Raw genomic sequence first — 13,565 nt, forward strand, 5'->3', positions numbered from 1 at the left:
ACATGAACGACGCCGCCAAAACATCGACTCGCTCCGGATCGTCCGGCGAAGGGTTCGACCTCGGCAAAGTGCTGCTCGAAGGACGCGCGTTCTTCGCGCTGATCGCCATAATCATCATCTTTTCGTTTCTCTCGCCGAATTATTTCGCAGTAGAAAACTTCCTTACGATGGCCTCACACGTGGCTATCTACGGGATTCTCGCGATCGGCATGCTGCTCGTGATCATCAACGGCGGCATTGATTTGTCGGTGGGTTCGACGCTCGGGCTGTCGGGCGTCGTCGCGGGTTTTTTCATGCAAGGCGTGACGCTCAACATGTTCGGGGTCGTCATGTACCCGTCCGTTTGGGTCGTGGTGGTGCTGTGCTGCGCGCTCGGCGCGTTCATCGGGCTCGTGAACGGCATTCTCATTGCGCGCTTCAAGGTGCCGGCTTTCGTCGCCACGCTCGGCGTGATGTACGTGGTGCGCGGTTTCGCCCTTCTCATGACCAATGGCCTCACGTACAACAACCTGGGCGGTCAGGCGGACCTGGGCAATACCGGCTTCGACTACCTGGGCTTCGACCGCTTGTTCAACGTGCCGGTGGGCGTGCTGATTCTCGCGATCATCGCGATTCTCGGCAGTATCGCGCTCAATCGCTCGGCCTTCGGGCGCTGGCTCTATGCGTCCGGCGGCAACGACCGCGCGGCGGAATTGTCGGGCGTGCCCGTGAAGCGCGTGCTGATCAGCGTGTACATGTTGTCGGGAATGTGCGCGGCTATCGCGGGACTGATTCTTTCGTCGCAGCTCACGTCCGCCGGGCCGACCGCGGGCACGACCTACGAACTCACGGCCATCGCGGCGGTCGTGATTGGCGGGGCATCGCTGATGGGCGGCACCGGCAACATTCGCGGCACGTTGCTCGGCGCGTTCGTGATCGGCTTTCTGTCCGACGGGCTCGTGATCATCGGCATCTCGTCTTACTGGCAAACGGTATTCACCGGCGCGGTCATCGTGCTCGCGGTGTTGCTCAACGCCATTCAATATCGCCGCAAGGTCAAGCGTCCGACGCCGACCGGCGGCCCACTGGCTTCTCCGCAAGGCGGCGGCAAGGCATAGCCCGACCTCCGGCACGCGAGAAGAATATCGAAGTCCTGCGCCAACACCAACCCAAGAAAGAGACACGCCATGACTATGAAGAGAAAGACCTTGATCCTTGCGGCCCTCGCCGTGGCTGCGCCCTTGTTTGCGAGCCAGGCTCAGGCGGCGGGCGGGCTGATCAGCATTATCGTCAACGATCCCGCCAATCCGTACTGGCTCGCCGAAGGCAACATCGCGGCGGCGGAAGCCAAGAAGCTGGGCTATAGCGCGAACGTGTCGGCATCGAAAGGCGACACGAACACCGAAAGCCAGCAGATCGACACGGCCATCACCAACAAGTCGGTTGCGATCATTCTCGATCCGGCCAATGCGAGCGGCTCCGTCGGCGCCGTGAAGAAGGCGATCGCCGCGAACATTCCGGTGTTCCTCGTCAACGCGGAAATCAACCAGCCGGGGCTCGCGAAGGCGCAGCTCGTGTCGAACAACGCGCAAGGCGCGGCGCTCGGTGCTCAGCAATGGACGAAGGATGTCGGGTCGAAGGGCAACTATGTCGAATTACTCGGCTCGCCTTCGGACAACAACGCCGCGACGCGTTCCAACGGCTACAAGTCGGTGCTCTCGCAGTATCCGGATCTGAAGATGGTCGGCTCGCAAGTGGCCAACTGGGATCGTACGCAAGGCTTCAATGCGACGCAGAGCCTGCTGCAGGCGCACCCGGATGTGATCGGCGTGATCAGCGGCAACGATGAAATGGCGCTCGGCGCGATTGCGGCGCTCAAGCAATCGGGCAAGCTGAAGAACGTGAAAGTCGGTGGTTTCGATGGCTCGCCGGCCGCGGTCGAGGCAGTGAAAGCGGGCGAGTTGCAGTACACCGTGCTGCAACCGGTCGCGGAGTTTTCCGCCAAGGCCGTGCAGGAAGCCGATCAGTTCCTGAAGACCGGCAAGACGGGCGCCGCCAGCGAAAAGCAGTTGTTCGACTGCGTGCTGATCACGAAGGCGAACGTGTCGAAATACACCGCGCCGTTCGTGCTTTCGAAGTGACCTAGCAGGCGTTTTCATCCGCGCGCCGGGCGGGCATGAGGCACGTCCGGCGCATGACGCGGCCTCATTTGCAAGACACACTGTCCGACAACCTAACCATGTCTGATACCCCGTTCTGGGTCGGCACGAGCTGGAAGATGAACAAGACCCTGGCGCAAGCGATCGCTTTCGCCGAGGGTTTGCTCGCGAGCCCTGACGACCCGCGAATCCAGTGCTTCGTGATTCCGCCGTTCACCGCGATTCGCGAAGTGAAGTCGATTCTTGCCGAAACCAATGTCAAGGTCGGCGCGCAAAACATGCATTGGGCCGAAGAGGGCGCGTGGACCGGCGAGATTTCCCCGCCGATGCTGGTCGATTGCGGCGTGGATCTCGTCGAACTCGGCCATTCCGAACGGCGCGAGCACTTCGGCGAAACCGACGACACCGTCGGACGCAAGGTCGAGGCCGCCGTGCGTCACGGATTGACGCCGCTGATCTGCATTGGCGAAACGCTCGCCGACAAAGAGAGCGGACGCGCTGCGGACGTGTTGGCCACCGAGGTGCGCGGCGCGTTGGCGCGTCTTTCTCCTGAACAACGAACGGCGCCGATTCTGCTCGCGTACGAGCCTGTATGGGCTATCGGCGAGAGCGGCATTCCGGCTAGTCCCGAATATGCGGATGCGCGTCAAGCCGAGATCAGCAAAGTGGCGGAGGAAACGCTCGGGCGAAGCATTCCCTGTTTGTACGGCGGCTCCGTCAATCCGGGCAACTGCGCGGAACTGGCCGCGTGCCCGCACATCGATGGACTTTTCATCGGCCGTTCGGCGTGGAACGTGAGCGGCTATCTGGATATTTTGAAACGCGTCGGCGCGGTGCTTTGACTTGGCATGCTCGACTTGCATCGAACAATCGACGGAGATACTCATGAAGCTAGCAATTGGTGGAGACAGCGCCGGAGTGGGACTTGCACGCGTGCTGGCGGACTATTTGAAGGACCGCTTCGAGGTATTCGAGGTGTCGCACAATGAGGCGAGCCCGAACGAGTTTTACGCCAATCTCTCGGACCGCGTGGCCTCCGGTGTGATCAGCGGCGAATACGATCGCGCGATTCTCGTGTGCGGGACGGGCATTGGTGTAAGCATCTCGGCGAACAAGGTGCCGGGCATTCGCGCCGCGCTGTGCCACGATACTTATTCGGCGGAACGCGCGGCGCTTTCCAACAACGCGCAGATCATCACGATGGGCTCGCGCGTGATCGGACCTGAAGTCGCGAAGACCATCGCCGATTCGTTTCTCGCCAATACCTTCGACGAGAATGGACGCAGCGCGGGCAATGTGAACGCGATCAACGAGCTCGACGACAAGTATCATCGCTAGGATAGTGCTCGCTAGACCCGTGCGCCGCGCTTGCGCACGGGGCGCGTCGACGTGTGAAAGCGGTCCTCGGTTTGCTCGATAGCCTGTCCGAGAAATTGCAGGAACATGCCCATCGCGACCGTGGTCGTCAGATCGGAGCGTTGATACAGGCAACTGGACGATTGTGCGCCCGCATCGGCGAGCGGCGTCCATGCGAGCTTGCCCCCGGCGACGTCTTCCGCGACATTCTCCGCAATCAGAAAGCCGATGCCGATGCCATCCGCCACCAGCCGGCGCACCATGGCGACCGAACTGGTTTCGACGAGCGGTCGCGCATTGCGCCGGTCGCGGTGATCGATCTGATCGACCATCGCGCGCAATTCGGTATCCGGCGACATCAGGATGAGCGGATAGCCAAGGCAGTCGCGTAGTCGCGGACGTCGCTGGAGTTTCGTGAGCGGATGTCCCGGTGGCGTGACCACGCCGAGATGCTGCACATATGCGCGCACTTCCACGACGCCGGGCGGCGGCTTGCGACGCAGGCCGTAGCCAATGTCGGCCTCACCGGTCTCCACCCACTTCAAGATGTTTTCGCCGTTACCCGAACGCACGCTGTAGGTGACGCCCGGATAGCGCGTCATCGCGGCCTGAATCGCGCCGGGCACCAGATACTCCGCCGACGAAGGCGACACGGCCAGATTGACGTGTCCGCGCCGCAGCGAGCGCAAGTCCTCGACCTGAGTCATCGCGTTGTCGAAATCGCGCTGACCGCGCCGCACGGCCGCGATGATGATCTCGCCCGCCGTGGTGAGCTGCATGCCGCGCGGCAAGCGGTCGAAGAGCGGCGAGCCGACCTGTTCTTCCAGATTGAGGATCTGCTGATGCACCGCAGCCGCGGTCAGATGCAGCGATTCGGCCGCCTTGCGGATGGAACCGCGCCTGACGACTTCGTCGAAGCAACGGAAGGTCTGTGATATTGGACGCATGGCTTACCGTATGGATTTTTCTGACGACCCGTTTAAAACAATCAGGTTTTACTGACGCGTGGAATAGCCTAAATTTTGCTCCATCATCTTAACGGAGCAAACCGTGACTACCACCGTCGATCAAATCACCCAGCGTCGCCGCGGCGTCGGGCTCATAGCGCACGACCCGAACCTGTCCGCTGGCGGCTATACACTGATCGCGCCGCAAACGGCAGGCGGGCGCGTGTTTCTCGTCGATATGCGCGGCGAAGTCGTGCATGAATGGCAGATGCCGGTGCGCCCCGGCCGTCATGCGGTGATTCTCCCGAACGGCAATCTCGGTTACAACGGCAATCATGCGGATTCAGAAGATCGATATGCGCCTTGGTCGATGTGGCACGGCGGCGATTTCTACGAAGTATCGCCGGAGGGCGAGGTAGTGTGGCGGTACCAGGACCCGGCGCATCATCACGACGCGCAGTGGCTGCCGAACGGAAACCTGCTGTACGCCGCGTGCGCGCCGGTGCCCGCGGGTTTCGCCGATCGCGTGCCGGGCGGCACGGCGCATGGTCCGGACGAGCCCATGTTCGCGGACGTGATCCGCGAAGTGAATCGCGCGGGCGAACTCGTGTGGGAATGGAAAGCCTGGGAGCATCTCGATCCGAAAGACTTTCCTATCGCGCCGGGCTTCGGCCGTTATCACTGGCCGCTCGTGAACGGGCTCGGTGTGAATGCGCAAGGCGAGGTGCTGATGAGCTTGCGCACCACGTCGGGCATTATCGCGGTCGACCGTCGAACGGGCCACGTGACCATGCATATCCCACCGGACGTGGTTTCGCATCAGCATGCGCCGGTCGCGCTCGCCAACGGCAACATCCTCACGTTCGACAACGGCAACTTTCGCGCGGGCGCGCACGTGGCGTTCTCGCGTGTGCTGGAGATCGATCCGTCGACGCACGAAATCGTATGGTCTTACGCCGACGACATGGTCAACATGTTCTACAGCGCGTTCATGGGCAACGCGCAGCGGCTCGCGAACGGCAACACGCATATCACCGAATCGGCGACGGGGCGTCTTTTCGAAGTCACGCCCGCAGGCGAAGTGGTATGGGAATACGTGATTCCGTGGTTCGCCGAATACCCGGACGAAGCGGCCCGCAAGACAGGTCCGGGGCAATTGAACAGCGTCTTTCAAACCTTCCGCTACCGCCGCGAGCAATTGCCGTGGTTGCCTGCTTGAGCGCCGTGCGCCACGCGCTTCGAAACCATGGGGGTCTCGTGAAAGCTGAATCCGCCACGCATGATGTCGACGCGCGTTTGCCCGCATGGCAACTCGCGCTGTTCGGTTTGCAACATGTGCTGTCCATGGCCGCATCGCCCGTTACGGCGGTCTTTCTGATGTCGCGCATGTTGTCGCTGCCAGCCGAGATGACCGTGCATCTGATCGGCGCGACGTTCTTCGTGTGCGGCGCCGGCACGATCTTACAGTCGCTCGGCGCGGGGCCGGTGGGCGCGCGGCTGCCATTCGTGATGGTGCCGGGCGGCGCGCCCGCGATGCTCTTCGCCGTCATCGCGATGCAAACGGATCTGCGTACCGCGACGGGCGCGGCGATCCTCACCAGTCTCTTCTACTGGATCGTGCTGCCGGTATTCGCGCGCTGTCTGCGCTTCTTTCCGCGCGTGGTCGTGGGTGCCATGCTGCTGCTCGTCTCGGTCAGTCTCATCCGGATTTACGCCGGAATCGTCGTCGGGCAGCCGGGGACGCCGGGCTTTGCGCGGCCCGAGGCGCTCGGACTTGCGCTGCTGACCATCGTGGCCACGCTCGCGGTCGCGCGTCTCTTCAAGGGCACGCTGGGCAGGCTCGCGGTGCTGCTGGGTCTTGTCATCGGCACGTTCGCCGCCTGGGCAATGGGTTCGATGTCCCTAAGCGGCCTCTGGAGCGGCCCACTCTTCACGTGGCCGATGCTATTGCCCTTCGGCATGCCGCTCTTCGACGTGCTGGCCGCGCTTCCCATGCTGATCTTCAGTGTCATTTCGATGGCCGAAGCCACTGGACAGACGGTTGCCGTCGGCGAGATCACGGGCAGGAAGATCGACGTTCGCCGCGACGTACCGCGCACGATTCGCGGCGATGCGCTCGCGTCGCTGATCGGCTCGTTGCTCGGCACGTCGCTCATCATCACGAGCGCGGAGAATATCGGCGTCGTGCAGACCACGCGTGTGCGGTCTCGCTACGTCACCGCGACGGCGGGCGTGATGCTGATGCTCATCGCGCTGTTCGTGCCGCTCGGACGCCTTGCCTACGCGATTCCGGCGCCCGTGGTCGGCGGCACCGCGCTGATCGTCTTCGCGATGATCGGGGTGATGGGGATCAACCTGCTCGGCAAGGTCGATCTGCAAGCGCGCGGCAATCAGTACACGCTGGCTGCGGCGCTCGTCATGGGTCTGTTACCGATACTCGTGCCCAACGTCTATGCAGCGCTTCCCGGCTCGCTGCAGATCGTGATGGGTAACGGCATGGCGGCGGGCACGCTGACGGCGATCATCGTCAATCTCATATTCGGCGCGTGGCGTCTCGCGCCGGTGGAGAAGGTTCAGTCAACCTGATTTCCGGACTTTCGCGCTCAGGCAGTTCTCCTTCTAACGCTCCTCCCAGACAGCATGACAACAAAAACTCATCGCGCGACACTCGTCGCGGGTTTGACCACGCTCGTCGTTTCGCCGCTGGCATTCGCGCAAAGCAGCGTCACGTTATACGGCAGCATCGATTCGGGTATTGGATACGTGAGCAATTTGCGCGGCTCGTCGGCTTATATCGCGCAGCAAGGGACCTTGCAGGCGGACCGCTTCGGCTTTCAGGGTGTCGAGGAAATCGGCGCGGGGCGCTCGGTGCTGTTCAGGCTCGAAAGCGGTTTTGTCACGACGACGGGTGCATCCGCCAGCAGCACGACGTTCTTCAATCGACAAGCCTATGTCGGAATGTCCGACGCGACGCTCGGCACGGTCACGCTCGGGCGTCAAACCGACTGGAACTTCGACTGGCTCGGCTCGGTTTCGACAGCGCAGTTGCTCGGCGACTTTTCCGCGTTTCATCCAGGCAATCTCGATGGTCTCGGCAGCACGCTTCCCGTGCAGTTATCGAGCACGGTCAAGTGGAAGAGCGCTGCTTATCGCGGCCTGAGCGTCGGCGCGCTTTATGGATTCCCGGGCGCATCGGCCAGCAATACCAACGGGCGGACGATCAGTTTCGGTGGGAACTATGCCAATGGTCCGCTCAAACTGGTGGCGGTGTATTCGGAGTACCGCGACCGGCTGCTGCCGCTATCCAGCGGGCTCGGGCTGACTTCGTTCGAAGGTCAGACGCTCGCGCTCGGCGCCACGTTCAATGCGAGCCAGGTGCGGGAGATGGGTATTGGTGGCTCGTACCGGTTCGAGCGCGTCACGCTGCATGCGCTCGCAACCGATATGCGCATCGCGTCCAAGGGCGGCAGCGAACATTTTCGCAGCATCGACGGCGGCGCGAATCTGCGCGTGACACCCGCGGAGGAAATCGGCGTGGGCGCATGGACAGCGACGCTCGGCGCGCGTCGCTGGACGCAATTCACGGCGGCCAATGTGTATTCGCTATCGAAGACAACCCAGCTTTATGCCGATGTGATGTTCGAAACGGCGGGCGGCGGCGCGGTGGCCAATACGCTTGGCATCGGGACGGCTTCGGGTGGGAAGCAGGTGGTGTGTCTCGCCGGGATTCATCATCTGTTCTGACAATGATCGATCATTCGGCAGCGTGAGGCCGCCGACGAAGTCAGCGACCCACGGCTTGCGCCGCATCATTGCAGTTTCCAGATTTGCGCCGCGATCTCGCCTTCGTCCTGGAAAGCATCGAGGATGGTTTCCAGACCCACGAACGGCACGTTATTCACGGTCAGGAAGAAGGCAAGCCGCCGGCCGCTCTTTGCATCGATATACCCCGCAAGCGCCTGTGACTTGAGAAGCGGCACGGGCGGTGTGGTGTTGCTCAAACCGCCATACGTGCCGGTCTTGGCGTAGACACGACCCTTGGCACCGGCTAGCGTCGGATCGGCCTCGAAGCCGGTGACGGTCGTGAGCGAGCCATCGACGCCGAGTACCGGCAAAGTATCGACGTATGTCGCATAGTCGGGCTTGAGCCGCATGGCGCGCAGCAGCGTGATGACAGCCTTCGCGTTCGCGGTGGTATCGCCGCCGCCGCTGCCGTCGATGAAGTGATATTGGTCCGGCGAAATGCCGAAGGTCGAAGACAGTTCGCCTTTTTCGGTCGTAAGCGCCGTGGCCATGGTGCGCGAGCCGTTCTTCGCCAGTCCGTATTGCATCAGCGTAATGTCCGCGCCGATGTTGTAGCTCACCTTGTTCACGAAACGCAGATCCTGCGCATACGGAGCGGCGGTGAGTTGGGCGACCCGTTGCGCGCTCGAATAAGAACCTTGCGCCGGCAAGGATGCAACCGGATTCGCCTTGACGGGCGCGGCCGTCACGGTCACGCCCGCGCGTGCGAGCGCTTCGATCAGCACCGTGCGCGCATACGTGGAGGGATCGGTGATGCGAAACGTCTGCACCAGCGGATACGCGCCGGTCAGCGCGGGCGGAACCCCTGCCGGCACCGTGCCGCTCATTTCGCCGACACAGGTAGCCTGGCCGATACAGTTGAGCGGCTCATCCGGGAATGCCTGATTGAGCACGACGGCAAAGTCCGACGTCGGCGCACCCGTGATGAGCGTCGATTGCACCGTGAACGCCGCCGACTGGGGCCGGTACACGAACGGCAGCAGCGCACCTTGCGCGCTTGCGCTGAAGGCGACATCCACGAGATCGTCGTTGACCAGGATCGGCGTCACGTTGAATTCATCGCGGAAGTCGAACGCGTCGAACAGACGATCGTCGATCACCACATCGCCATTGACCGTCTTGATGCCCGAGGCGGCGACCTGCGCGGCCAGCGCGTTGTAACCGGCGAGCGGATCGGGCGTGGTCAGTTGCGCGTTGCCGACACTATTGGCTTCGTTGTGATCGAACGCGGTGAGCGCGATCGTTCCGTCCGGATTCGCGCGACCGCCCATGGTGAGATCGCCGCTCGCGACGAGTACGAGATTGCCGGTGAGCGTGCCGTTTGCATCGACGGTGCCTTGCTTGTAGACCGGCGTCACCAGTCGATGCTGCGCACCGATGACGTCGAGCGCATTGGCTGTGGAGAAGAGCTTACGCACGGACGCGATGAACACCTGTGAGCCCGAGTCGAGATCGTAGATGACATGTCCGGAATCCAGATCGACGACCTGCATGGTCCACGTCGCGCCGCTGTACGCAGGCTTTTTCATCACCTGCATGATGGTGTCGGGCACCGTGGTATCGGTATGGTCCGAGCCGCCGCACGATGCCAGCAACACGGCGGACGCCAGCGCCATGCAGCGCGTGAAGGTCGGTTCCATCAAAGGCTTGATCGCCGAGCGGAAAGACATCATTGCGTCGTATCCTTTTTGGTTGTAGCGCAATGCGTTGAGAGTCGCCGCTTGGAGGAAGCATTTGACCGGACATCGGTCGCGGGTGATCAGGGCGGGGACGTTTTTTTTTGCGGTGCCGATGCAAATATAAGTTAGGAAGGCGAGACTGACTACGTACTCCCATACACGAACTGTGCGATGACGAACAGAGACGCGGCCGTCCGAATGTTCTGCGGGAATGGAAACGACTGGATAGCCAACACGTTCGCGTCGCGGTCAGGCGTTGCACGTGCCCCGACACCTTGCATGATCGTTCCGCCAGGCTCCCGTCATGCTGAACCCGACTGCTCCACGCGCTTCGAACGCTTCGCCGCTGATGGTTTCGCAGCGAGTTTCGGCACAGCGTCCGGACTTGTCGCGACGAGCGCCCTAATGCCGGCAGCGGCAAACCTGACGATCTGAATACGTCGTTCGGCAGCCGGTCGTATCAAGTCTATTCGGCGAATATCGCGGATGGACACTACGAACCGGGGTTCAAGGCATCGCTCGGACTGAAGGATCTGCGACTCGCGTCTGAAGCCGCGCAAGAGCTGGGCGCCGCGTTGCCGATGCTCGCCGCCGTCTACGAACGCATGACTGAAACCGTCGCGGCGGGATTGGGCGAGCGAGACTGGTCGGCCATGGCGAAAGTCACCATCGAGAAACCACGCACCGAGAAGTGAAGGGCGTCACTCAAGGCGCTTCCTGCTGCATGAGCGCTCCTCACCGTTGGATTCCGTCGACGTCCTGTAAGAGAGCCTGCCGACGCTGCTCGCTGTCGATATGGCTCGGCGCATGCAACGAGCGCCGTAACCGCTAAAATTGCGGTTTTAGCCCGGAATACCTGCATGTCTTTTGCCTCGCTTGGCCTGATCGATCCGTTGCTGCGCAACCTGCAGAAGCTCAATTACCAGACACCCACGCCGGTGCAGGTCAAGGCGATTCCTGCTGTGCTCGGTGGCCAGGACGTCATGGCCGCCGCGCAGACCGGCACGGGCAAGACGGCGGGTTTCGCGCTGCCGCTGCTGCAACGGCTGGTGCAACACGGGCCGGCGGTGTCCAGCAATCGCGCGCGCATTCTCGTGCTCGTGCCCACGCGCGAACTGGCTGAACAAGTGCTGCAAAGCTTTATCGATTACGGCGAAGGCCTCGACCTGCGATTCCTGGCCGCGTATGGCGGCGTGAGTATCAATCCGCAGATGATGGCCTTGCGCAAAGGCGTCGATGTGCTGGTCGCCACACCGGGCCGTTTGCTGGATCTGAATCGCCAAAATGCGGTGCAGTTCGATCGAGTACAGACGCTAGTGCTGGATGAAGCCGACCGCATGCTCGATCTGGGCTTCGCACGCGAACTCAACGCCGTGTTCGCCGCCTTGCCCGCAAAGCGTCAGACGCTGCTGTTCTCCGCCACGTTCTCCGATGAAATCCGCACGATGGCCGCGAGCATTCTGCGCAGCCCGTTGAATATCAGCGTCAGCCTGCCCAATGCCACGGCCAGCAATATCAAGCAGTGGGTGGTGACGGTGGATAAGAGGAACAAGCCTGAACTCTTCATGCACCTCGTGGCCGAGAACAAGTGGGAGCACGCGCTGGTGTTCGTCAAAACCCGTAATGGCGTCGACTATCTGGCGGCCATGCTGGATGATGCGGGTTATTCGGTCGACACCATCCACGGCGACAAGCCGCAACCCGCGCGTTTGCGTGCACTCGAACGCTTCAAGACTGGCGAAGTCCATATGCTGGTCGCCACCGATGTGGCTGCGCGCGGACTGGATATCGACGACTTGCCTTTGGTCATCAACGTCGATCTGCCGATCGTGGCGCAAGACTATGTGCACCGCATTGGCCGCACCGGTCGCGCGGGCGCGAGCGGCGTGGCGGTGTCGCTCGTATGTGCCGATGAAGCGCCGCAACTCGCCGCGATCGAAGCGCTGATCCGGCAAACGCTGGTACGCCGGGAAGAACCAGGTTTCGAAGCCGAGCATCGCGTGCCGCAAACCAGCGCGACGGGCGAGATCGTCAAAAAACCTAAAAAGCTCAAAAAGCCCAAAGTGCCGCAGGTTACGCCGGGCGCGGCGCCGGTGCCCGGCAAGAAGTCGCGCCCGCAGGGTGGCGAAATCAAGCGCAAGCCTGTGGCGCAACAAGACACAGGATTGTCCGGCGTCAATCCGTTTAGCGTGAAGAAGCCGCGTAGCAAATCCGGCAGCAAGCCAGCCGCGGTTGCAGGTAAGCCGGCTGGCGGGCGTGGCAAACGCTAGCCCTCGTCGGGGTGTGATCGGTCTCGCGATGCATCCCGACCGCCGGCCAGCGTTTTCCGCCTGTCACGTCCGCTCACTCCAACTCCACGCCCTTCAACTCCGGAATCAGCACGACAGTCGCGACGACATCGACGATATAGATACAAGCCAGCGCCGCAATGGCCGTGCCAAACGAGTAATAGCTCGCCACCGCGCCGATCGCGAGCGGTCCGAACCCGCCGACCGCGCGGCCGACGCTCCACAGCACATTCTGCGCGGTGCCGCGTGCATGGGTCGGATACAACTCGGCCATGAGTGCGCCATAGCCGCCCATCATGCCGTTTACGAACACGCCGACCACCATGCCGCCAATCAGTAGCGCCTCGGGCGTCGTCATGCGCGAGTAGACGAACACCATGACGAGCGCGCCCAACTGATAGATCACGAAGGTAGGCTTCCTGCCGATTCTGTCCGCGAGCTGCCCGAAGATCCAGATGCCGACCAGCATGCCGAGAATCGACGCCGCCGTCCATGTCGCCGACTTGGCGAGCGTGAAGCCGAACGCCTTCGTCAGATAGCCCGGCATCCAGATGATGAGACCGTAGTAGCCAAAGTTCTGCACCGAACACATGACGATCATGCCGATGCTGCGGCGTCGCGTTTCCCGATCGCGAAACAGCGTCTTGAGGGGGAATTCGTGCCGCCTCCTGGTTGCTTTCTCGATGAAGATCTTCGGTTCGCCAATCGCCTTGCGAATGACGAACGACAGCACGGCGGGCGCGAGTCCCACGAGAAACATGCCGCGCCACCCGATATGCGGTAACAATACCGGCGTCAGCAGCGCGGCGATCAGCACGCCGATCTGCCAGCCCATGCCGACATACGAGGAGACGCGTCCGCGCTTTTCGGCGGGCCACGCCTCGATGGCGAGCGCCATGCCGATACCGAACTCGCCGCCAAGTCCCAGGCCCGCCACGAAGCGATACGCGAGCAGGTCGTGGTATCCGGTCGCGAAAGCGCACAGACCGGTGAACAGCGCAAAGAGCAGAATGGTGTAAGTGAGCACGCGCACGCGGCCGAGATAATCGCTGAGTATCCCGAAGCCGATGCCACCCGCGACGCCGCCGACGAGCGTCCACGTAACGAGCGAGCCCGCCTGCGCGGAGCTGAGTCCAAGGTCCGCCGAGATGAGGCTCAGCATGAAACCGAGGATCAGCAGGTCGAAGCCGTACATGGCGTAGCCGGAAATCGATGCGACGAGCGCGCGCACGTGCGGCGGTCCGAATATCGATTTGTCCGTGGCGCTTTGTGGCGAGCTGCCGTAAGACGCCGGCCGTGCCGACGCCGATACATCTTGCGTAATGTCGTCGTTCATGTGCGGTCTCCCCGTGG

Annotated in this window: 12 protein-coding genes; 9 read left to right on the forward strand and 3 right to left on the reverse strand. The window is 62.3% G+C overall.

Annotation, left to right across the window (positions count from 1 at the left end; all coding sequences use genetic code 11):
• Positions 1 to 2: 2 nt before the first annotated feature.
• The 4 genes from QCE79_RS15000 to QCE79_RS15015 all read left to right on the forward strand — a co-directional run bounded on the left by QCE79_RS15000 (position 3) and on the right by QCE79_RS15015 (position 3,476).
• Entirely contained in the window at positions 3 to 1,097 is a 1,095-nt protein-coding gene (locus tag QCE79_RS15000) for an ABC transporter permease (protein WP_244830432.1), read from the forward strand.
• A gap of 69 nt (positions 1,098 to 1,166) precedes the next feature.
• Positions 1,167 to 2,120: a D-ribose ABC transporter substrate-binding protein gene (locus tag QCE79_RS15005; RefSeq protein ID WP_244830431.1), complete on the forward strand. Its 954-nt coding sequence runs from the start codon at positions 1,167 to 1,169 to the stop codon at positions 2,118 to 2,120.
• Positions 2,121 to 2,218: 98 nt separating this feature from the next.
• Positions 2,219 to 2,980 carry a triose-phosphate isomerase gene (locus QCE79_RS15010; RefSeq protein ID WP_309845501.1) on the forward strand — a complete coding sequence of 254 codons (762 nt, stop codon included), beginning with the start codon at positions 2,219 to 2,221 and terminating at the stop codon, positions 2,978 to 2,980.
• A gap of 43 nt (positions 2,981 to 3,023) precedes the next feature.
• Positions 3,024 to 3,476, forward strand: coding sequence for an RpiB/LacA/LacB family sugar-phosphate isomerase (locus QCE79_RS15015; RefSeq protein ID WP_309845503.1), 453 nt, complete (start codon positions 3,024 to 3,026; stop codon positions 3,474 to 3,476).
• Positions 3,477 to 3,487: 11 nt separating this feature from the next.
• Here the strand turns inward: QCE79_RS15015 and QCE79_RS15020 are convergent, their stop codons facing one another.
• Positions 3,488 to 4,441 carry a LysR family transcriptional regulator gene (locus QCE79_RS15020; RefSeq protein WP_244830425.1) on the reverse strand — a complete coding sequence of 318 codons (954 nt, stop codon included), beginning with the start codon at positions 4,439 to 4,441 and terminating at the stop codon, positions 3,488 to 3,490.
• A 103-nt stretch (positions 4,442 to 4,544) separates the two neighbouring features.
• On the opposite strand from QCE79_RS15020, the gene QCE79_RS15025 reads away from it, so the two are divergent.
• The 3 genes from QCE79_RS15025 to QCE79_RS15035 are packed head-to-tail and all read left to right on the forward strand — an operon-like array spanning position 4,545 to position 8,185.
• Positions 4,545 to 5,660 carry an aryl-sulfate sulfotransferase gene (locus tag QCE79_RS15025; RefSeq protein WP_309845505.1) on the forward strand — a complete coding sequence of 372 codons (1,116 nt, stop codon included), beginning with the start codon at positions 4,545 to 4,547 and terminating at the stop codon, positions 5,658 to 5,660.
• 38 nt (positions 5,661 to 5,698) lie between these two features.
• Positions 5,699 to 7,027, forward strand: a complete 1,329-nt coding sequence (locus tag QCE79_RS15030) for a uracil-xanthine permease family protein (RefSeq protein WP_309845506.1) — start codon at positions 5,699 to 5,701, stop codon at positions 7,025 to 7,027.
• 54 nt (positions 7,028 to 7,081) lie between these two features.
• A complete protein-coding gene (locus QCE79_RS15035) occupies positions 7,082 to 8,185 on the forward strand; it encodes a porin (protein WP_309845509.1) in 1,104 nt (367 codons plus the stop codon).
• 65 nt (positions 8,186 to 8,250) lie between these two features.
• Here the strand turns inward: QCE79_RS15035 and dacB are convergent, their stop codons facing one another.
• Positions 8,251 to 9,918 (reverse strand): D-alanyl-D-alanine carboxypeptidase/D-alanyl-D-alanine-endopeptidase, encoded by a 1,668-nt coding sequence (gene dacB / locus QCE79_RS15040; RefSeq protein ID WP_309845512.1) that lies wholly within the window; start codon positions 9,916 to 9,918, stop codon positions 8,251 to 8,253.
• 437 nt (positions 9,919 to 10,355) lie between these two features.
• Here dacB and QCE79_RS15045 point away from each other — a divergent pair, with 437 nt between their 5' ends.
• Together QCE79_RS15045 and QCE79_RS15050 are read left to right on the forward strand one after the other, a co-directional pair.
• Positions 10,356 to 10,619, forward strand: coding sequence for an NAD-binding protein (locus QCE79_RS15045; RefSeq protein WP_284503499.1), 264 nt, complete (start codon positions 10,356 to 10,358; stop codon positions 10,617 to 10,619).
• Between the two features lie 165 nt (positions 10,620 to 10,784).
• Positions 10,785 to 12,194: a DEAD/DEAH box helicase gene (locus tag QCE79_RS15050; RefSeq protein ID WP_309845515.1), complete on the forward strand. Its 1,410-nt coding sequence runs from the start codon at positions 10,785 to 10,787 to the stop codon at positions 12,192 to 12,194.
• Between the two features lie 73 nt (positions 12,195 to 12,267).
• On the opposite strand, the gene QCE79_RS15055 is transcribed toward QCE79_RS15050, so the two are convergent.
• Entirely contained in the window at positions 12,268 to 13,548 is a 1,281-nt protein-coding gene (locus tag QCE79_RS15055) for an MFS transporter (protein ID WP_309845518.1), read from the reverse strand.
• Positions 13,549 to 13,565 lie beyond the last annotated feature (17 nt).

Origin of the sequence: Caballeronia sp. LZ003 (genome assembly GCF_031451465.1) — a bacterium.
Classification (GTDB): Bacteria; Pseudomonadota; Gammaproteobacteria; order Burkholderiales; family Burkholderiaceae; genus Caballeronia.

Coding starts and splice junctions, on each gene's coding strand:
- QCE79_RS15000 (WP_244830432.1), top strand. CDS start 3: ATGAACGACGCCGCCAAAACATCGACTCGCTCCGGATCGTCCGGCGAA.
- QCE79_RS15005 (WP_244830431.1), top strand. CDS start 1,167: ATGACTATGAAGAGAAAGACCTTGATCCTTGCGGCCCTCGCCGTGGCT.
- QCE79_RS15010 (WP_309845501.1), top strand. CDS start 2,219: ATGTCTGATACCCCGTTCTGGGTCGGCACGAGCTGGAAGATGAACAAG.
- QCE79_RS15015 (WP_309845503.1), top strand. CDS start 3,024: ATGAAGCTAGCAATTGGTGGAGACAGCGCCGGAGTGGGACTTGCACGC.
- QCE79_RS15020 (WP_244830425.1), bottom strand. CDS start 4,441: ATGCGTCCAATATCACAGACCTTCCGTTGCTTCGACGAAGTCGTCAGG.
- QCE79_RS15035 (WP_309845509.1), top strand. CDS start 7,082: ATGACAACAAAAACTCATCGCGCGACACTCGTCGCGGGTTTGACCACG.
- dacB (WP_309845512.1), bottom strand. CDS start 9,918: ATGATGTCTTTCCGCTCGGCGATCAAGCCTTTGATGGAACCGACCTTC.
- QCE79_RS15050 (WP_309845515.1), top strand. CDS start 10,785: ATGTCTTTTGCCTCGCTTGGCCTGATCGATCCGTTGCTGCGCAACCTG.
- QCE79_RS15055 (WP_309845518.1), bottom strand. CDS start 13,548: ATGAACGACGACATTACGCAAGATGTATCGGCGTCGGCACGGCCGGCG.